Below are 20,017 nucleotides of genomic sequence, written 5' to 3'. Positions count from 1 at the left end.
CAACGTATTTTACAGCAAAAACGGGGTAAAAATCAAGTCATAATTTAAAGGTTTCTGAAGTACCGAATGATTGCCGTCGAAAAATGGTAAAATGATTGAAAGAATCTATCGGATAGAGATGAAAATATGTTACGTAAAAGAATGGTGGCACATCAGTGGCCGATCCCCGTTATTGTTGCAATCATCGCGGTTGGACTGCTACTCGTCATTGGCGTTAAATACGATTATCCACTGTACCACGATCCGGTCGCGACCATCACGAGTGTTAAAAATGGTAAACCGGAAAAACAAAAAGATGAATTCGAAAATCAGGATACTGAAACATCTCAGAAACTTGTTGGAAAAATTAGAAATGGGCCATACAAAAATCAAAAAGTGAGGCTCAGTAATACTTTTTCCATGTCAGGTGCCTCTGATAAACAATATTTTAAAAATAATGATGTTTTCCTCATCATTCATCACCACGGGAACAAGTTAAATGGGACAATTCGAGATTTTAAACGGGACTTTCAACTGGCTTTGGCCTTTTGGATGACCATCTGTTTGCTACTTGGTATCATGATGTTCAGCGGATTAATGGCGTTTTTCAGTGTGGCCATTAACTCAATTTTATTCTTTTGGGCCGTCAAACTGAATAGTTCCACGCAGGAAGCTAAAGTATTGCTCATTTTTGGCCTTCTAACGCTCTTATTTGCGTTTGTAACCCTTTGGATAGTGATTGGCTTTAATCGGCAAATGCTGGTGACAATGCTGGCGACAATTGGGGGAACGTTTATTTCAATTGGGATTGCCTTATCTGTGTTTGCCCTCACTCATGACAAGGGGATGTACTATGAATCCATGCAGTACGTCACGCAACTACCAAAGCCCCTCTTTTTGGCGGAATGTTTGCTGGGGTCATTGGGAGCGGTCATGGATGAATCGACCGACATTGTATCGTCGCTATTTACGCTTAAGCAGGAACGGCCTGATATTTCACAAAAACAAATTTTTCTATCCGGTCGCCAAATTGGCAAGACGATTATGGGCCCCTTAATTAATGTACTATTTTTTATTTTTATGGCAGAAACGATTCCGATGACACTTTTGTATTTGAAAAATGGAAATGCTTGGGGCTATACATTTTCGATGAACATGTCGTTGGGAATGATTCAAAGCCTGATTAGTGGAATTGGAATTGTGTTATCAGTTCCACTAGCTAGCTGGTTTGCTAGTTTGGCATTGAGGAGGAAATCGATGTGACAACAATTACAGCATTAGGCCTCGTTTTGTTAATATTGATGGTGATTGTGGGCGGAAAGCAAGGCGCGCAGTCATTTCTGAGTCTGCTCTTTAACTTCTGTGTGCTATTCTTTTCGGTAGTCATGATTGCGTTTCATTTTCCACCACTAATCGTGACTTTAGTTGCGGGCGTAATTGTTCTCGCGTTAACCATCTTTATGGGTGGGGGAGATGATTTAACGAGTCAAACCGCTTTCTTCACGTCGGTTATCGTGTTGGTTGTGTTGGTCCTCTTAATTGTACCGATTATTCATATTGCTCAAGTGCAAGGCTTTGGACAGGAAGATAGTGAAGATTTGGAGGGGATGTCGCTGCTAATCGGCATTAATCTATTGAATATTTCAATGGTCACGGCAATTATAAGTACGCTTGGCGCAATCGCGGAGGCGGCGATGGCAATTGCAGCAGGACTAACTGAGATTCTCAGTCAGCATGATCAAATTGCATCGAAACAGTTGTTTAGGGATGGCATGACGATTGGAAAACAGATCATTGGGACCACGTTTAATACACTGTTCTTTGGATTCTTTGGTGGCTTTCTAGCGCTATTTATCTGGTTTTCGGGAGTGGGGTACACGTTTGGCGAAATATTGAATGACAAGGTTTTCGTTTCAGAAATTTTGATGATTCTATTTTCTATGATTGGCGTCATCGTAACGGTTCCTTTAACGGCTTTCGTGATGAAACACGAAGTTGATTATCGCCGCAAGCGAAATTTACCATTTTCAGATTTAGACAAATAAAAAAGCAGGAAATTTAAAATTTCCTGCTTTTTTGCTTATTCAAATGCACCGCTATAAATCCAAACGCTTTTACCATTTACAGTTGCTCTGTAGTAGGTAGAGATTGTACCATCTGGATCTGTCTTGTCACCCTGCTGGTTGATAGTAAGGGTTTGACCTTGTAGGTCCTTAGTAGAACCAATTTCTTTAGATAAGTATGAAGAATTGTAAACGTGGTTGTGAGTTGCGTAAGTACTATTGCTCTTCACTGTTTTTGTTCCAGTAGCGTCTTTATAACTGACGTTTAAGAATGTTAAAGCACTCTTGTAGACCCAGTACTTCTTAGCAGTACTTGATTTTGAGAAGCGAACTCGATACCATGTTGTATTTGATTTTGCTTTGACACCACGCATATCAAGGTAAACTTTCTTACCAGTTTTAGCAGAAACGGATGACCAGCTGTACGTACTTTGGTTAGCATTCGCACCCTTAACGTGGTTATAGAGTTTATATGACTTGTATGAGCTTGATAATTTAGCATTTTCGTTGCCATCACCACTGTAGTAACTTACTTTATCTAGTGGTGTAGCTGCTGAAGTTGCACTTGAGCTACCACTGTTGTAGTAAGCCTTAACTAGCGTGTAGAACTGAGCCATTGTGTAAGCTTGGCCGAAGTACTTCTTACCTGTTGTTGAGTAATAACCAACGGGATCGGTGTGACTTGAGCCACCAAGATTCTTAGAAACGGAGCTATGTGACCAAACAGTTCCTTTGCCATCATAGGCGGCATCGTTTGGTTTCAAATTGTATTGCTTAAGCAAGGTTGCCGTGTAATTAGCGGCGTTTGAAATTTCCTTAGCAAAGGCTGACTTACTGTGAACTTCGACCTGTTCAAACTGAACAAAACGAGCGTTACCAGGGTAGCCAACTCCCCAAGCTAGGTAGTTTGTGTTGGCAATATTGATGACGTGACTTGCATCAACAAATGAGTGAACGAATGCGTTGTTGTAGTTCTTCTTCATATACGCAATTTCGTTGTAGATTGTGGAACTTGCATTAGCAGTTTCATGAACGACAACGCCTTCAGGTTTCCCAGTTCCCTTACGATAAGCGTTCTTAGGAAAACCACTCCAGATGCTCTTAGTGACGCCAACTGGTTTGATTCCTTGGCTACTGATATAATCATTTACTTTTGATGTGCTGGCGTTTGCGGTGCTAACGCCTAAAATACTAACGGAAGCAACTGCTACCAAAGCAGATAGTAATACGCGACTCTTTTTCATTATGTTCATCCCTCAATTCGTAAGTTATCAAATGCATTATTATTGTATGTACCGAAATCATTTATCCAGTTACCAATATAGCTTGAAAACGCCTGAATAACAACTTTAAACAGTTCCCGACTTTGTAATATTACAGCGCCTAAAATAGCTGCCATAAAGGATTTCAGCCTATTTTTCAATCTTATTAAAACTAGGTAACATAAGTGACAGCAACGTGTATTTTAATTAAACGGCAAATAAAAAAGGCGTTTTCAGCCTTTAATTGCGTCGTTGTAATTTTTGACAATCAGGGCATAATCCGTGAACTTCTACGTGAGCAGTGCTGATTTGGTAACCGGTTTGCTCATTTGCGACTTGTTTTAATTCGGATTGAATCTTGGGGAAATTGTCGTAAAAGACATCGGTAATTTTACCGCAATTGTCACAAATGGCGTGGAAATGGGGGCGACCAAAATAGTCGTACCGAATTCCGGCGGTTTCATTTGATAGTTCGATGACAATGCCAACGGATACCAAAAGATTTAAAGTGTTGTAGATAGTTGCCATGCTGAGGTTAGACTGTTCTGCGGATAAGTCTGAAAACAGGGTTTCCACAGTTGGGTGATTATGGTGAGTGATGAGGTAATTTAAAATGGTTTTTCGTTGGGGCGTTATTCGGATATGCTGATCCTTGAGGCGATTAATTTCTTTATCTAAGGTTGCTTCAACCATTGAGGTGGCTCCTTTCTATTTTAAATGTGATGAATCCGTCGCTCTTATTGAAGCACCTTTTTTAGAATAATTCCAATAAGTAGGCTGAAATTTCTAAGCCTGAAAGTGAGTTTGACTCGAAATAGTGAGCTGCGCTGATTTTGTGGCAATGAAAAATTTGTTAGTCGGTAGGGCTTGAAGCTGGTGGATGATCCCGCTGGAATTGGTTTCTAGGCTGATTATCAGCTGGGTGATTTGCAGATGCTGACCCAATAGTTGAAAGAGATAGTCGAGTAGTTCAGCGTAGTTAAAACTTTCAATGACGTTTTCCTGTAAGGAGAGCTCAATCGTTGCTTGGCTTTTCTCAAAATTTGAAATTGTGGTCATGCCAATTAGCGATTTCGTTGTCTGATCCTGAATTCCCCAGGAAATGGCTTGGCTTCTCATGATTTTGCTCATCATCTCGTTAACCAATTTGGCAGCGTCCACCGGATCTGGATTGGCAAGCCCTGGATTTAAAAGTGAAATAATGTCGACCAGCTTAAATTGAGTGAGCCAGTCAAGCCGATAATGTTCGGTGAGTAAGGGGTGTAATTTTTCAAATGAGATCACGATATTGCTCCTTTAATTTTATTGAGTCTAGTCTAGCACAAAAGGGGTTGTGCTATACTAGTTCAGTAATTAATTAGGAGGCATTCTGATGGTTGAAAAATTTCTAATTGGAACTTATACGAAGCAAACAAGTAAAGGTGTCTATGAAATTGAGTTAGATACGGACAACAAGAAACTGAAGAACTTAACTTTTGTGGCCGAGGCTGGTAGTCCAACCTACGTGACGTTATCAAAGGCAGGAATTCTATATGCAATTGATAAGGAAAGTAATGGTGACGAAACAACGGGTGGGCTAATGGTCTATGATGCAAACGTTCGTCCAGCAAAGCTACTCCAAAAGGTGCTATCACCTGGGTCATCCCCTGCCTATGTAACGGTTGACGAAGATCGCCAACTTGTTTACACCGCAAACTACCATACGGGCATTATTTCCGTTTTCAAAATTGTGAACGAGGGTAAGCTTGAATTATTGGATGAAGTAAAGCATACCGGTAATGGTCCTCGACCTGAGCAGCAAGATGGGGCCCATCCACACATTGCGGAACGAACTCCAGAAGGCCGAATCGTGGTCTGCGACTTAGGCAATGATACGGTGACAACGTATGACTGGCACAATGACCAATTGAGTGAAGCAGCTCAGTTTAACTGTGAACCTGGATTTGGTCCTCGGCACATCGTTTTTGATGAATCGAGAGGGTTAGCTTACCTAGTTGGCGAGTTAAGCAGTAACGTTTCAGTTTTGCAGTACGACCAAGCAACTGGCAAATTTGATTTGGTGGAAACTAAGAAAACAATTCCTGCTGATTGGACGGCTCATAACGGTGCGGCAGCCATTCGACTATCGAGTGATCATAAATTTCTCTACGTTTCAAACCGTGGATTGAATTCAATTGCCGTTTTTGCAATTGATTCTGCGGGACGGTTAACGTTGCTTGAGAATATCTCGACTGAGGGTGATTTCCCAAGGGATTTCAATTTCAATGCGGATGAGCGGTTCTTGATTGTTGTTAATCAGAATACGAATAATGCGACGCTATATGAACGCGATGCACAAACTGGTAAGTTAACAGTTTGCCAGAAGGACTTTGTTGTTCCAGAAGGTGTGTGTGTGGCAACTGAATAAAAAAGAGACCAGCTAAATTTTTAGCTGGTCTTATTTTTTGAGTTTTTTCCAAAATGTCGTAATTTCCTGCTCTAACTGTTGAGGCTGAAAAACCCGCTGGTAATTTTGCCAATGGGACGGAAAAAGGTGCGTGTAGCGAGAAGCACCGAAACGCTGATCCATCAACAGAATAATGCCCGCATCATGGCTTCCGCGAATGAGACGCCCCGCTGCTTGGAAGACGTTGTTTAATCCTGGAAGTTGGTAGGCAAAGGCAAACCCGTTTTGGTCCTGTTGGTCAAAGTAGTCCTTCAGTAAGTCATTCTCATCACTTATGCCGGGCAGGCCAACACTCACAATGCCAACCCCAATGAGGCGATTGGCTTTCAAATCAATCCCTTCAGAAAAGATGCCACCTAGAATGGCAAAACCAACTAGGGACTCGGCAGGATTATCTTTAAATTGATCCACGAAAGCTTGCCGAGAGGGCTCCGTCATTTGTGGGTTCTGGATGTTAATTTTGATATCAGGATATTTGGTATGAAAGGCCGAACTAACAGAGTCCAGGTACCGATAAGAAGGCATGAAAATAAGGTAGTTACCAGTTTTTCCGGCTACTAACGAATGAATGCTTTCAATGATGTTACCTAAACTTGCCTGGCGTTGGCGGTAAGTCGTTTGGATGTATTGCGTAATTAAAATTCGCTGATTCTGGGGTGGAAAAGGAGATTTAAGTTGATAGCAAAGGCTATCCTCGTCTCCACCTAAAACGCGCTGATAGTAGTCGAGCGGTGAAAGGGTTGCAGAAAAGAGAATGGCACCGTGCCCTTTATTGAGTGATTCTTGTAAAAAAGCGCTGGGATCTAAGCAAATTTGCTTAAAGCTAATCCGGTGATCGTCCCGTTCGTCTAATGAAATCTTGGTTCGATAGGTATCATCGTAGTAGTCACTAATTTTTAAATAACTTAAGCACGAAAAGTAGTAGTCAAGGGTTGCATCAATCATATCAGATTTAGGTTGAGTGACCAGCCAGTCATGCAGGTAGTCGGTGAGTTTCCGAATGGCCTTGTTGAAGTCGGTAACTTCTTCCGAGAAAATACTGCTAGGATCACCACTGTCGCGCAGTGGTTTGCTGAATTTGCGAAATGCTTTGTTTAATTTCTGCAAATGTTTGCGTGGGGCGTCAGCCAAATCTGGATTTTGTTTATACTGATCAATTAGTTTGAGCAGGGGATCGGATGTAATCTCTGCCGAATACATATCGCGGGAACGACTGACCAGATTATGCGCTTCGTCAATTAGGAAAAAGTTGTCATCATCGTGGTCAATGGCAAAGAATCGTTGTAAAAACACCTGCGGATCAAACAGATAATTATAATCGCAAACAATGACATCACAAAATAAGCTAACATCTAAGGAAAATTCAAACGGATCCAACTTGTGCTTTTTTGCGTAAGTCTCAATTATTTGGCGAGTTATTAGGTCCTCGTTGGTCAGTAAATCCTTAATTGCCGGTTTCAAGCGGTCATAATAACCAATCATGTAAGGATTTTCTTCTGGTTGGAGGCCAACCTCATCTTCAAATGTGATTTTGTCCTTGGCCGTGAGGGTAATTGATTTAATGCGAAGTCCCTTATCTGCCAGCAATGCGATAGTTTCCTCTGCAACTTGCCGGGTACTTTGTTTGGCGGTCAAATAGAACAAGCGGTTGATTCGATCTTCGCCCATGGCCTTAATGCTAGGGAATAGCGTCGAGATGGTTTTGCCAGTCCCGGTTGGTGCTTCGACCCAGAGGTGTTTGTTTAAGACGATGGTCTTATAGGCGGCGGCCGCTAATTCATGTTGGCCAACGCGATATTGGCCAAATGGAAAGGGAAGACTTGTAATTGAATCGTTACGTTGCTGATGAAGTTCCTCTCTGAAACGGAGCCACTCAGCATAGTCCTTGATTAAGTCGTTCAGAAAATCATCGGCCTCAGCACGCGTAATCTGTTTTTCGGTTTGGGTGATTTTTTTAGTCAACCGCTGAAAATAAGTCAACTGAATGGTTAGCTCGGGCAAGTCTTCATCAGCCATTAAAATGGCGGCGTAAACCTTAACTTGTCCCCAATATAAGGTGAGGGTGTTTTCGCTTAGCTCTTCAAATGGCATGTCCGAAGTCTTTATTTCTTCGATTAAAGGGTGTTCAGCATCAAGTACAACACCATCAGCACGGCCATGAATGAGAAAGTCATGGTGGTTCATATCAACGAGCTTTTCAAGGGTAAATTCTTTTTGATAATCTGCAGATCGCTGACTTTGTAGTTGACGGTGAATTCTGGCACCTTCTAAGGCTGTATTTTGACTGTTCATTGAGGCGTTCAAGTTGCCTGATCGTAGCACAAATTCAACCAGCTCACGTATCCCAATTTTTGGTGTTCCCGTCATTTTCATACCCCCTCAGTTCGTTGCAATTATACACTAATGTTGGTATAGCTGAACAGCTTCAATCAGCGTGATTAGGGAACTTGCACTAGGCTATGAAATCGTTTACAATTTATTTGAGGTGAATAAAATGAAAGTCATAGGAGTCCAACTATTGCATAAGGCTGAGCTTCCTGAAGATGAGGCAAACCGGTTAAAAGCGATAATCAAGGGATACGAGTCAACGGTCCAACTAAAATTAGGAAATGAAATACTTGATGTGACATCTCAGGATGATCTGAATAAGTTAATGGCAAATAAAGGAACGCACTTTCAAATTATGGTTGATGGGACGCAAGATGCACAGAAATTGCTGAGTCTCGTGCATACCGAATTTGTGAAGCACGGCTGGTGCTATTAGAAAAAGAATCGCCTTTAGCGGCGATTTTTTTGTTGGGCACTATTTAAGTTGCTTCAATTTAAATTGTGCACAAGCATAAAAAGTGACGAAAAAATGTCCTCCCGATATACTAACGTTGTTCATTAAAATTGAACTTAATTGAATAGGGGGGATCACAATGAAGTTAAGCATCAGGGGGATGCTGATTTCTGTTGCATCGATTTTTGCAGTAGCTGCTTTGGGATTAACGAGTCAATCAAGTGAAGCAAGCGCCTATAGCAAGTCCAGTACGCCAACCTTTTTCCTACATGGGGCGGGCGAAACCGCTAAAACGTTTAATGATACAATTTCAAATGCTGGGAAAAAGGGCATTGCTAAGAAGGCTTATACCGCAACGGTTAGCAGTTCTGGTAAAGTTTCTTTAAGTGGTAAGTGGACGTCGAAAAATCCGATGGTGCACATCATCTTCAAGAACAATCGACAAGGTAGCGTTCAAACAACTTCTAGATGGATTAACACCGTGATGAAAAAAGTGAACGCAAAGAAGCATTTTACAAAATATAATTTTGTTTCCCACTCTAAGGGGAGCAATGATTTCATGAACTACGAGTTAAGGTATGGGAGCAAAACGGGATCACCTAAGTTAAAGACTTGGGTAACCGTTGGCGGCCCGTTTAATGGGGTTCTTGGTTGGCAAGGTGAACGGGCAAATCAGATTAAACTCAGTTCAGCTGGAAAGCCGACAAAGATGTTTTCCTATTATCAATATTATTTAACGAACCGTAGCAAATTTCCAAAATCGGCAAAAATCGCCAATGTCTATGGTGATTTGAGAAATGGAACGGATTCGGATGGGATTGTCAGCAATCAATCTTCTGGATCGTTAAAGTATTTGCTTAAGGGTCGGGTTAAATCATACGCACAAAAACAGTTTACGGGTGCGTACGCCTCACATTCAAAGCAGACTCATTCACCAAATGTTCAGACTTACGTTTATAAGTCATTATGGTAAAAAAGTGGCTGGGACAAAACTGACCTCTGAATAAAAAAGTAGTTGGAAAAACTTATTCACTAAGTTTTTCCAACTACTTTTTTGACTCTGCTGACGACTTGAAAGGATGATTTTCATCATCTTCTTTAAGTTTCCGGCCATTAAAATGATCCCCAATTCATTTTTGGCTTTTTCTAACCCTCTGACTGATAAGCGTTTGAACGCCAAATTAGCCTTCAAGTTACCAAAAACTGGCTCAACTTCAATTTTACGCTTTGCGTAAATTGAAGCACCTGTCTTACTTGAAAGCTTAACTCTAATTAATCTTTTTTCCATTTCCCAATGCGGATTTATTTGGATTGACCGTTGGTTACCCCTTTCCGTAATCGAATAGTGATAACCTTCGGGATCCTCGTATTGATTGGCTTCATATTTTCGAATGGTCCGCTGAAACCCATACTTATCAGTCCTGTTATAGACTTGTTTAAAGGAGAATTGAATATGATGCTGATCAGTGAAACTGTCAGTTGCGTTATCATAGGTCCAATTCATAACCTTATTGGCATCATTTTTATACTTCTTGGATTGTTCTTTTAAATACATTGTATAGGGAATAAGTGGCGTCGCTTTAAAATCCTTTAAAACAAAGTCATAATTTGGTTCACTACCATAACCTGCATCCGCTACTACGTAACGGAACGTGGCCTTTCTTTGTTGGACTTGATTCAAAAATGGGACTAGCGTTCTTTGGTCAGCTGGCCGTTGATTCAAATCATAAAATAGGACAAATTGATTTTGAGTACCAATCTGTAAGTTATATCCTGGTTTTAATTGACCATTTTGCATTGGATCTTCCTTCATTCGCATAAAGGTTGCATCATGATCAGTCTTAGAAAAACTGTTTCGGTTTCCCAGAATTTCAAGATAATCTTCATATTTTTGCTTCCGAGGCTTTAAATCCGAAGTAATAATATGCTTAAAATGTTTTAGTTTTCTTCGTCGTTGCTTTGATGGCGAGCCACCTTTAATGACTTTTTCTGCACTAATTTTCTGATCGAGGTAATCAATATCATGTTCTAATTCACGTTCTGCATGATCTAACTTCGCCAAAGTGCCTTCGGCATCAGTTGCTAGATTAACCTTTTCTTGAATCATGTCATCAAATAAGGCGCTAGCTTTTTCCTCTAACTTGGCATCATTTCGTTCGACGCTTTTTCGCCAAACAAAGGAGTATTTATTGGCATCTGCGACAATCTTTGTGCCATCAATAAATAACGATTCGTCATCTACTAAACCATATGCACTTAATTGTTCATGAAATTGAAGAAACATTTTTTTGATAATCCCTTTTGCTACTTGTGAAATTCGAAAGCGATTAATGCTCCGATAACTTGGGACTTCGTCCGGATTACCAATTAACCACTTCATTGGTAGGTTTTCCTCTGCCATTTCTTGGATAGCACGGCCAGAAAACGTATGACGCATATAAGCAAATAATAGGAGTTTCATCATCATCGCTGGCGAATATTTTGGTCGCCCAAACTTGTCAGCATCCGGATACAGAATTTCAGTGGGAATACTATCTACAAAATCACTAATTGAAACGACAATATGATTGGGATTAATTTTAAATTCAATTGGAAATGTTAATATGGTTTGGTTATTGTTATAATGTTTATACACGGTGGGCACCAACTTTCTTATTTTGTGGTGATTTAAGATTAACAGATTTGGGCACACCGTGCCTACATAAAATGAAAGAACCAGGAATTCAAATTCGAATTCCTGGTTCTTTTATTTTAGATTAGGACTTTTGTCCCAGCCACTTTTTGTCTAATTTAATTTTCTTCCCAATACTCAAAGTCAGCTAAATGAGTTCCCAGATACGCCATCGCATCTTTTGCTAGTTTTTCAGCAGTGTGTTCCGCTTGATCCGGATCGTCATCCGTTGTATCGCGTAAGAATCCCATGCCAACAGCGGTGTATTGCTCTTTGCGCCCGACACCATTGTCCTTGAATAGATCGTCGAGGCCAGTTAAGTCAGTCTTACCAGCTTCATAAACCGTTTTTGCTAAATCAGGACGGTGACCCAGCTTTTTATCTGCATAATCCATTAAGAAATCGTTCATATCAGTGAAAATCATTTTACGACTTTTCTTTTCGCTTTTTTTCATGTCAAACACCTCTTGTTCCTCATTTTAGTCCTTCTCAACGTCGGATTTCAATGGTGGTTCATTTTAAAATCAAGGTATAGGTCATTGTACAAACCAATCGTGTGGGGACTCAAGTCCGAATAGACTTGTAAATTAGCGATGGTTCGGTCAGACGGATAAAATTGCTTATCGTTACGAATGGACTTGGGTAGCAAGGCTTTGGCCTTTTTATTAGGCGTTGCGTAGCCAATATACTCAGCATTTTGAGCGGCATTTTCGGGCTTTAACATGAAGTTCAAAAAGGCGTAAATGGCCTTATAATGTTTCGCAGTTTTCGGGATAACTAAATTATCAAACCACAGATTACTTCCCTCAGTTGGGACAACATAGTGAAGGTGAGGGTTGTTGGCAATCATTTCTGATGCTTCCCCCGACCAGTCAACGGCGAGGGGAGCTTCATTTTCTGTCATGTACATTTTAATTTCATCAGCGACAACCGCTTTAACGTTGGGTGAGAGTCGATTTAATTTTGCTTGTGCAGCCTTAAGAATCGCTGGGTTGGTCGTGTTCATCGACTGATTCATTGATACCAGGGAGAATCCTAAGACGTCCCGAGTAGAGTCAATGAGCATGATTTTATTTTTGAATTTTGGCTGCCAAAGGTCATTCCAGTGTTGAACCTCTTCAGGCTTAATCGATTGATCATTGTAGATAATGCCAAGCGTTCCCCAGAAATAAGGCACCGAATAACGGTTGTGCGGGTCAAAGCTTTGATTCGTAAAGCGAGCGTCTAAATTAGCAAATCCAGTTAGCCGTGATTTATCAAGCGGCTTTAATAGATGAGCAGCGCGCATTTTTTCAATCATGTAGTCACTTGGGACCGTTAAGTCGTAACTCGTGCCACCCTGCTTAATCTTTGTGAACATGGCTTCGTTGCTATCAAAGGTTTCAACGTTGACGTGGTAACCCGTTTCCTTTTGAAATTTTGTAATCAAGGCTGGGTCAATGTAATCTCCCCAATTATATAGGTTGAGGACCTTTGCACTTGAATCACCCGATGTCGATTGAAGTTTATTAGCGGAAAAGGCAAGTAACACGCAAATTGCTGCAATTCCGAGGAGAAGGGATAAGAGTCGTTTCATAGGATATCCTCCTCTCGATTAGCCCGCTTGAGACGGCGGTTCTGCTGGTACTGGTTTAGGAAGTAGTAACCAACAACTAAGACCAGTGCAAACAGGAACAAGATCCCAGATAGCGCGTTAATTTCCAAACTGATTCCTTGCCGTGCCCGAGAGTAGATTTCAACTGAAAGCGTTGAAAAGCCGTTTCCGGTCACAAAGAAAGTAACGGCAAAATCATCTAATGAATAGGTTAACGCCATGAAAAATCCTGATAGAATGCCGGGTGTGATATATGGCAAAATGATTTTTGATAAAATTTGACCATTGGATGCACCCAGATCGGATGCGGCGGAAACCATACTTGTTCCAAGCTCACGTAACTTTGGTAGGACCATTAAAACTACAATTGGGATTGAAAAGGCGATGTGACTAAGCAGAACCGTTGTGAATCCCAGTGGAATTTTTAGGGCCGTAAAGAAAATCAGAAAGCTGGCACCAATGATGACGTCGGGAGAGACAATTAGAATGTTGTTTAACGATAAAATCGAATTTCGAGTAATCGGGCGACTCGTTTGATTAATGCCCAGTGCACCTAGGGTTCCAATGATGGTTGCAATCAAGGAGGAAAGCAGCGCAATGAGTAGCGTTTGAAGCACAATAATGATTAGTCGGGTATCGTTGAGTAGTGCTAAATAATGGCTAAAAGTGAACCCGTGAAAATGGCTCATGGAATCACCTTGACTGAAGGAAAAGACAATTAGAAATAGAATCGGGGCGTACAAAACGGCAAACACCAAAAAAAGGTATAGATTACTTAACTTAAAACGATGGGTCATTTTGGCACGCCTCCCCGTGTTTTAGATTCACCGGTAAAAATCATGATGACGACCATGGCGACAATTAAGACGACGCCAATGGTTGACCCCATTCCCCAGTTCATCGTGATTAAGAAGTGTTCTTCGATAGCTGTTCCCAGGGTAATCACCTTATTGCCACCAATCAAACGGGTTAGCATGAAGAGTGAAAGGGAAGGAATAAAGACGGATTGAACGCCAGCTTTAACGCCAGGCAGCGTCATTGGCCAGATGACTTTCCGAAAGGTTTGCCAACTAGTTGCGCCAAGATCGTGACTGGCATTGATGTAGGACTGATTTAAATCTTCAATCGAGTTAAAAATTGGCAAGATCATGAATGGAATTTGAATATAGGTGGCAACAAAAATAAAACTGAAATTTGTAAATAATAGCTGTTGCGGACCAATTCCAATGAAGGTTAGAAACTGATTTGCAACGCCGGATTGACTGAAAATGCCAATAAAGGCGTAGGCCTTCAAAAGTAAATTAATCCAAGTTGGTAAAATAATGAGCAGTAACCAAAGCTGTTTATGTTTCAGATTGCTCAGAAGGTAGGCCGTCGGATAGCTGATTAGGAGGGTTGCCACGGTAATTAGTAGTGCATACCAAAGTGAGTTCAGCGTCATCATCAGGTAGGTTCCCGATTTGAAGTAGGTGATGTAGTTATCTAGCGTAAAATGTTGGTTTAGGTTTAAAAATGAGTGGTAGACGATTAACGCAACCGGAGCCATGACAAAGAGGAGCAGCCATAAGCCGTATGGAATGAAATAAAATAGGTTATTTGTTTTCGATTTCATTTGGTCCTCCTTAATCATCCTCATAGGTTTCTAGACGCGCATCAAAATCTTTTTCACTTTCATTAAACCGCATGACGTGAATGTCGCTAGGGGTAAACGTTAGGCCAACGCGTTGATTGTCCTTAACAGGATTAGTTGAATGAACTAGCCACTCGTTGCCGGCATCATCAGTTGCAGCAATTTCGTAGTAATCACCCCGAAATAGTTGCGTATCGATGGTGACAACTAATTTGGCATCCTCAATGGAAGTGATTGTGAGATCCTCAGGACGCATCACGATTTCAACCGGTTCATTTGGGCGCATGCCAGCATCCTCGCACTGAAATTGCTTGCCAACAAATTCGACAACGTAATCATCGCGCATGACACCGCTTAATATGTTACTTTCTCCAATAAAGTTGGCGACAAAATGGTTAATTGGTTCGTCGTAAATGTCGACTGGAGACCCACTTTGTAGAATTCGGCCTTTGTTCATGACGAAGATTTCATCGCTCATCGCAAGGGCTTCTTCCTGGTCATGGGTAACGAATAGGAAGGTAATCCCTAGCCGTTGCTGCAAGTCTCGTAATTCGTACTGCATGTCGCGGCGTAATTTGGCGTCCAGTGCGGATAGGGGCTCATCGAGAAGAAGCATCTTCGGTTCCATGATGATGGCTCTGGCAATTGCGACTCGTTGTCGTTGACCACCGGAGAGCTCAGATATTTCCCGACTGGCATAGCCGGTTAGGTGAACGGATTTAAGGGCATCAGTCACGCGTTGCTTAATTTCTGGTTTCTTGATGCCAAGAAGGGTTAGCCCAAAAGCCACGTTATCGAAAACGTTCATTGTTGGGAACAAAGCGTAATCCTGAAATACCGTGTTGACTTTTCGTTTGTTGGGCGGCAAATCGTTAATTCTTTGGCCATCAAAATAAACATCGCCTGATGTTGCGGTGGTGAAGCCAGCAATGGTCTGCAAAATAGTGGTCTTGCCACAGCCAGAGGGGCCGAGTAAGGTGTAAAATTTACCGGCCTCCAGCTCTAAATTAATATCTTTTAAAACGGCATTGTCGCCGTATTTTTTTTGAATGTTTTTAAGTTTTACAATTGGCTCAGTCACGGATTTCCTCCAAAATTTTTCTGCGTTGATTGTTAGTCAAAATTTATTGTCTCACCTGCATATTATAAGCTATCTGATAGGAGACCAAAAGACTGAGACAAAATTAGTTTTTGTCTCAGTCTTGGTCTAAATTACCCGTGTCGGCTCGATCGATGGCTCGAATGGTTATTTGATTTGATAACGCGATGTTTAAACTTTTGCTGCTGATTGATGGGTTCATACTGAAAATGGTGCATTCGGCCGTTGTACGGCTTGCCGCTCAGACGAATTCGCTGCCACTGTTGCATTGTCTGGATTAAGTCGGTTACTGCGGTTAATCGGGCCGGAATATTCTCGGCTTTTGCAGTCTGCATGATGTCAGTTTGAACCTGGTTCACCAATTTGACGTGGTAAGTTAGCAGGTCATCGGTTAATGGTGCATCTTTGTATGAGTTAAAGAGTTTTTCGATATACCGCATCGCCTCTTTAGAATTCTGAGGCTGATAGTAGCGATTGGTGTCGTTTGCCATGAAAATAGATCCCTTCGCTTTCTTTTGTTCTTATTATAAATATCCAATCAATTATAGCAAAAAAAGCGCCTGGAATATAAAATTCCAAACGCTTCTTTAAGATTATTTTTCGATTTTATCTGCGGCATCTGAATGAACTTCAGCTGCTACTTGTTTGTTGCCGATGGAAAAGTGAAACATCGCATTTAAAATAACTGCGGAGAAGCTAGCAATCACAATTCCGTTGGTTAAGATTAATTTGGCAACTTCTGGAAGTTCTTGGAAAACTTGAGGATAAACGGTGACGCCCATACCAAGACCAATTGAGATAGCAGCGACTAACAAATTATGGTTGTCTCTGAAATCAACGGCTTGAAGCATTCGAATTCCTTGAACGCCCACCATTCCAAACATAACGATCATCGCACCACCAAGAACTGGGGTAGGGATAATAGTTGCAAGAGCGCCCACTTTAGGTAAGAGACCCAGAATAAGTAGAAAAGCAGCTGCAAAATAAATTGGTTTCTTTGATTTAACGCCGGAAAGTTGAAGCACGCCAACGTTTTCTGAGAAGGTTGAGTATGGGAAGGTATTAAAGATGCCACCCAAAATTGCTGCAATTCCTTCAGCACGGTAACCGCGTTTGAGGTCGTCCGTTGAAAGCTTACTACCGGTGATGTCGGCAAGTGCGAAGAACACACCCGTAGACTCAACCATGGTGGTAAGCGAAACAACCATCATCGTGATAATGGAGGACCATTCAAACTTGGGTGTTGCGAAGAAGAAGGGGCGGGGAATGTGGAACCAGCTAGCAGTTGCAACGGCATGTAATGAAATCATGCCCATGGCACCCGCTAATGCAGTTCCAGTAACTAGCCCGATTAAAATGGCAAGGGATTTTAGTAGACCACTAGCATAACTATTAAATAGAAGAATGACAATCATGGTGACGAAACCAATGAGTAAGTATTTGGGATCACCGAAGGACTTCGAGCTGACGTCACCGCCACCTAAATCTTCAAAACCGACTGGAACTAGGCTAAAACCAATAACGGTGATTAATGACCCAGTGACGATTGGTGGGAATAAATTGCGAACCTTAGAGAAAAGACCACTAACTAAGAAAATAAAAATTCCTGCACCAATGATGGAACCGTACATAACGGCAAGTCCCATTTTTTGGCCAATTGAAATGAGGGGAGTAACAACTTGAATTGCGGCGCCTAAAACGACTGGAAGGGCAATACCGGTATAGCGGGTTTTTCGTAACTGTAATAACGTTGCGATTCCACACATGAAGATATCGATACTGACCAAGTAAGCCATTTGCATTGCGCTAAAATGAAGCGCGGCACCAATAAGTAGTGGGACAATCATGTCACCGGAATACATTGATAGAAGATGTTGAAAACCTAATAGTGCGGCTTTACCGTTGGAAACTTCTTTCGATGTTGCAATCAAGTTTAACTCGTCATTCTTTGCCAAAAAATTTCCTCCTTGAGTGAAGATCCTATTGGCAAGAAAAAAGCTCCCTTGCCGGTATAGGCAAAGGAGCCACTAATATTCAAAGAATATCACTGAGCGCTTTTGCTTATAGTCCAGTATTTACGGTACTGGGTAGAGACAGCCAACCTTATTTTGGCTATATATAGGCATCACATTTGTTTGATTGGACTTATCTTAGCACCCTGAAAATTTAAAAACAAGTGAAAATAGATTAAAGTTTTCGACCACTTATTAGAATAAACTCGTAAAATAGGACTATCAGATGAATGAAGGGACATGAGATATTTGAAAACTATTTTAGCGATTCACACCGGGGGCACCATTTCGATGTCCCAAAATGAAAAGGGCGAAGTTGTGCCAAATTCTAAGAATCCGATTGCAAACGAATCAACCATCTTGAATGGTCAGGTAAATTTGATAACGGATGAGATGTTTAATTTACCCTCACCCCACATTACGCCTGAAATTATGCTTCAAATAAAAAATAGAATTGAGCGGGCTGAAAAGGATGGCGTGGATGGCGTTGTCATCACCCACGGGACGGATACTCTTGAAGAGACCGCGTACTTTTTAGATTTGACACTGCCAAACACAATTCCCATTGTCATCACCGGCGCAATGCGCTCATCTAATGAAGTCGGATCAGATGGCTTGTATAATTTCCAAAGCGCAATTTTAACGGCCGCCGATGATGAGTCTCAGGGCAAGGGCGTTCTTGTCGTGATGAACGACGAGATTCACACGGCTCGATACGTGACGAAGACGCACACTACAAACGTCGCAACTTTCAGAACGCCAACGTTTGGTCCAATTGGAATTGTTTCCAATAAGGGCGCCCGATATTTTCAGGAATTGATTCGGCAAACAACTTGTCAAATAGATCACGTTGAGAATCACGTTTATTTAATCAAGGCATACGCAGGGATGACAGGTGAGCTGTTTGATTACCTTTCTGATGAGACTGAAGGGGTAGTTGTGGAAGGACTTGGAGCCGGGAACCTGCCGCCACAAACACTACCCGCTCTTCAACGGCTTCTTGATCGTCACGTTCCAATTGTCCTAGTTTCAAGATGTTATAACGGAGTTGCACAGGATATTTATGACTATGAGGGCGGTGGCATCGAGCTCAAAAGAATGGGCTTAATTTTATGCCAAGGGTTGAATGGACAAAAAGCCAGAATTAAGCTGCTTGTTGGGCTGAGCGGTAACCTAAAAGGTACTGAGCTCATCCAGTTTGTCAGCAACGCGATATCATAGTCATTAAGCTGTTTTGTGGGGCCACTTTATGGTAGTATTATTTGTTAGTCAAGTTTTTTTCCAAGAGGGGGTGTCACCACATGAATTCAATTTTGACAGATTTAAAGTACGCGCAAAGTAAGCAGTTTTTAGTGAATATTTTTCAAAAGAATCAAGAAGTCGTTTACACTGGGTACGTGACTGCGCTTGATCAAGTTGAATTAGTGTTGCAAACGTATAGTGACACTGGATTATCAGATGGTGCCGTTTATCTGAATCTTGATATTATTGATGAGGTTGAATTTGATAGCGATGATCTCAATAATATGGACTTTCGAATTAATAACGCTAGTGAAGAAAATTTAATTGATTTAAATAAAATAAAAATGACCTTCGCGACGGACCAGCCATTACTGGCACAAGTTCTAAATCAAGCGGTTTTAAATGATTGGGTCATTATGGTCATGGATAAAAGTCGAAGTCACTTTTATGAAGGCCAAATCGTAAAATTAGCGAGTGATCATATTGAACTAGCTGCTATTAATAAATTTAACTATTCAGATAATAAAATCGTGACGTTGGAGTACGCCGACATTAGTTTAATCGAGTTTCAGGGCCGAGAGCTCACGTTACAAGCCTTGATTATGCCTCAATTAACGGGTCTATCTCATCGGCCATCGGAACGGGCATCAACCTTGGCTGACCGAGCGGAGAAACTGTCATTCGCACAGAAAAACGACACGTTTATTGCGATAATTCCAGATGGTGATCCACAAATGTTCTTCGTCGGGAAAGTTAACTCAATGAATGACACCGGCGTCGTCTTTAACTTGGTTGATATGTCTGGGCAATTTGGCGGGTACGTTCTGATGCGATTACAAGAAATTCGCGAGGTCATCGTTGAGTCAGATTATTTACAAACAGTAAAGCTTCTGGTGAACACGAACGAACGAATTGGAACTGAACTTCAGCCGGTATTGAACGATGAACGACTATTCGATGATACGACAGACTTCTTCGTAGCGGTTTTGGGACAAGAATCAGCATTCAAACGGGTTCTTCAGATTCGTTTGAAGGATGGTGATTCAATCGTTGGTTACCCAAGCGAAGTTACGAATGAACGAATTATTTTTCATGAGATTGAACAAAATCAAATCACTGATGCAATTGGCAAGTCCATTCCAATAGCTGATATCACCCAAATTGGGTTCGATTATTTGGAAGCTCATTTAATTGAACAACAGTTGAAACAAGCTGGGGATTTATAACAAGGAGGAGT

At 41.4% G+C, this 20,017-nt stretch carries 19 protein-coding genes and 1 riboswitch; of the genes, 7 read left to right on the top strand and 12 right to left on the bottom strand.

The genetic code is table 11. The features are described from left to right. Positions 1 to 126 precede the first annotated feature (126 nt). On the top strand, positions 127 to 1,242 hold the full coding sequence (locus FGL90_RS02800) for a YibE/F family protein (RefSeq protein WP_147656755.1): 1,116 nt from the start codon (positions 127 to 129) through the stop codon (positions 1,240 to 1,242). Further along, the gene (locus FGL90_RS02795; protein ID WP_010619411.1) at positions 1,239 to 2,024 is read left to right on the top strand and encodes a YibE/F family protein; all 786 of its coding nucleotides are present in this window, start codon (positions 1,239 to 1,241) and stop codon (positions 2,022 to 2,024) included. Before FGL90_RS02800 ends, FGL90_RS02795 begins: the two co-directional genes overlap by 4 nt. A gap of 35 nt (positions 2,025 to 2,059) precedes the next feature. On the opposite strand, the gene FGL90_RS02790 is transcribed toward FGL90_RS02795, so the two are convergent. From FGL90_RS02790 to FGL90_RS02780, 3 genes are all read right to left on the bottom strand, one after another. Then, entirely contained in the window at positions 2,060 to 3,286 is a 1,227-nt protein-coding gene (locus tag FGL90_RS02790; protein WP_010619412.1) for a peptidoglycan recognition protein family protein, read from the bottom strand. Between the two features lie 258 nt (positions 3,287 to 3,544). Then, a complete protein-coding gene (locus FGL90_RS02785) occupies positions 3,545 to 3,997 on the bottom strand; it encodes a Fur family transcriptional regulator (RefSeq protein ID WP_147656753.1) in 453 nt (150 codons plus the stop codon). 93 nt (positions 3,998 to 4,090) lie between these two features. Next, positions 4,091 to 4,588, bottom strand: a complete 498-nt coding sequence (locus FGL90_RS02780) for a hypothetical protein (protein ID WP_010619414.1) — start codon at positions 4,586 to 4,588, stop codon at positions 4,091 to 4,093. An 88-nt stretch (positions 4,589 to 4,676) separates the two neighbouring features. Between FGL90_RS02780 and FGL90_RS02775 the strand changes: the two genes are divergently transcribed. Next, positions 4,677 to 5,711 carry a lactonase family protein gene (locus FGL90_RS02775; RefSeq protein ID WP_010619415.1) on the top strand — a complete coding sequence of 345 codons (1,035 nt, stop codon included), beginning with the start codon at positions 4,677 to 4,679 and terminating at the stop codon, positions 5,709 to 5,711. A gap of 30 nt (positions 5,712 to 5,741) precedes the next feature. On the opposite strand, the gene FGL90_RS02770 is transcribed toward FGL90_RS02775, so the two are convergent. Continuing rightward, complete coding sequence (locus FGL90_RS02770) at positions 5,742 to 8,117, bottom strand: ATP-dependent DNA helicase (RefSeq protein ID WP_147656751.1); 2,376 nt, start codon at positions 8,115 to 8,117, stop codon at positions 5,742 to 5,744. Between the two features lie 127 nt (positions 8,118 to 8,244). On the opposite strand from FGL90_RS02770, the gene FGL90_RS02765 reads away from it, so the two are divergent. After that, a complete protein-coding gene (locus FGL90_RS02765; protein ID WP_010619417.1) occupies positions 8,245 to 8,514 on the top strand; it encodes a hypothetical protein in 270 nt (89 codons plus the stop codon). A 157-nt stretch (positions 8,515 to 8,671) separates the two neighbouring features. After that, positions 8,672 to 9,505, top strand: coding sequence for an alpha/beta hydrolase (locus FGL90_RS02760; protein ID WP_010619418.1), 834 nt, complete (start codon positions 8,672 to 8,674; stop codon positions 9,503 to 9,505). Here FGL90_RS02760 and FGL90_RS02755 read toward each other — a convergent pair. The 8 genes from FGL90_RS02755 to FGL90_RS02720 form a co-directional block, all read right to left on the bottom strand. Continuing rightward, positions 9,497 to 11,167, bottom strand: coding sequence for an IS1182 family transposase (locus FGL90_RS02755; RefSeq protein WP_187240431.1), 1,671 nt, complete (start codon positions 11,165 to 11,167; stop codon positions 9,497 to 9,499). The two genes, FGL90_RS02760 and FGL90_RS02755, sit on opposite strands and share 9 nt — an antisense overlap. Before the next feature lie 155 nt (positions 11,168 to 11,322). Further along, positions 11,323 to 11,658, bottom strand: a complete 336-nt coding sequence (locus tag FGL90_RS02750; protein ID WP_010619420.1) for a hypothetical protein — start codon at positions 11,656 to 11,658, stop codon at positions 11,323 to 11,325. 47 nt (positions 11,659 to 11,705) lie between these two features. Then, positions 11,706 to 12,779 carry an ABC transporter substrate-binding protein gene (locus FGL90_RS02745; RefSeq protein WP_147656747.1) on the bottom strand — a complete coding sequence of 358 codons (1,074 nt, stop codon included), beginning with the start codon at positions 12,777 to 12,779 and terminating at the stop codon, positions 11,706 to 11,708. After that, complete coding sequence (locus tag FGL90_RS02740) at positions 12,776 to 13,594, bottom strand: ABC transporter permease (RefSeq protein WP_010619422.1); 819 nt, start codon at positions 13,592 to 13,594, stop codon at positions 12,776 to 12,778. Before FGL90_RS02740 ends, FGL90_RS02745 begins: the two co-directional genes overlap by 4 nt. Continuing rightward, complete coding sequence (locus FGL90_RS02735; protein ID WP_010619423.1) at positions 13,591 to 14,409, bottom strand: ABC transporter permease; 819 nt, start codon at positions 14,407 to 14,409, stop codon at positions 13,591 to 13,593. Before FGL90_RS02735 ends, FGL90_RS02740 begins: the two co-directional genes overlap by 4 nt. Before the next feature lie 10 nt (positions 14,410 to 14,419). After that, the gene (locus tag FGL90_RS02730) at positions 14,420 to 15,508 is read right to left on the bottom strand and encodes an ABC transporter ATP-binding protein (RefSeq protein WP_010619424.1); all 1,089 of its coding nucleotides are present in this window, start codon (positions 15,506 to 15,508) and stop codon (positions 14,420 to 14,422) included. 131 nt (positions 15,509 to 15,639) lie between these two features. Further along, positions 15,640 to 16,017, bottom strand: a complete 378-nt coding sequence (locus tag FGL90_RS02725) for a hypothetical protein (RefSeq protein WP_010619425.1) — start codon at positions 16,015 to 16,017, stop codon at positions 15,640 to 15,642. Positions 16,018 to 16,119: 102 nt separating this feature from the next. Next, on the bottom strand, positions 16,120 to 17,481 hold the full coding sequence (locus tag FGL90_RS02720; protein WP_147656745.1) for a nucleobase:cation symporter-2 family protein: 1,362 nt from the start codon (positions 17,479 to 17,481) through the stop codon (positions 16,120 to 16,122). An 89-nt stretch (positions 17,482 to 17,570) separates the two neighbouring features. Further along, positions 17,571 to 17,668, bottom strand: a riboswitch (purine riboswitch). A gap of 110 nt (positions 17,669 to 17,778) precedes the next feature. On the opposite strand from FGL90_RS02720, the gene FGL90_RS02715 reads away from it, so the two are divergent. Beyond that, on the top strand, positions 17,779 to 18,759 hold the full coding sequence (locus FGL90_RS02715; RefSeq protein WP_029327515.1) for an asparaginase: 981 nt from the start codon (positions 17,779 to 17,781) through the stop codon (positions 18,757 to 18,759). Between the two features lie 80 nt (positions 18,760 to 18,839). Further along, positions 18,840 to 20,006: a hypothetical protein gene (locus FGL90_RS02710; RefSeq protein ID WP_010619428.1), complete on the top strand. Its 1,167-nt coding sequence runs from the start codon at positions 18,840 to 18,842 to the stop codon at positions 20,004 to 20,006. The last annotated feature ends 11 nt before the right edge of the window (positions 20,007 to 20,017 follow it).

Origin of the sequence: Secundilactobacillus malefermentans, from assembly GCF_008033155.1 — a bacterium.
Taxonomy (GTDB): domain Bacteria; phylum Bacillota; class Bacilli; order Lactobacillales; family Lactobacillaceae; genus Secundilactobacillus; species Secundilactobacillus malefermentans.
The sequence above is the reverse complement of the archived record's forward strand: the minus strand, read 5'-3'. Positions and strand labels throughout refer to the sequence as shown.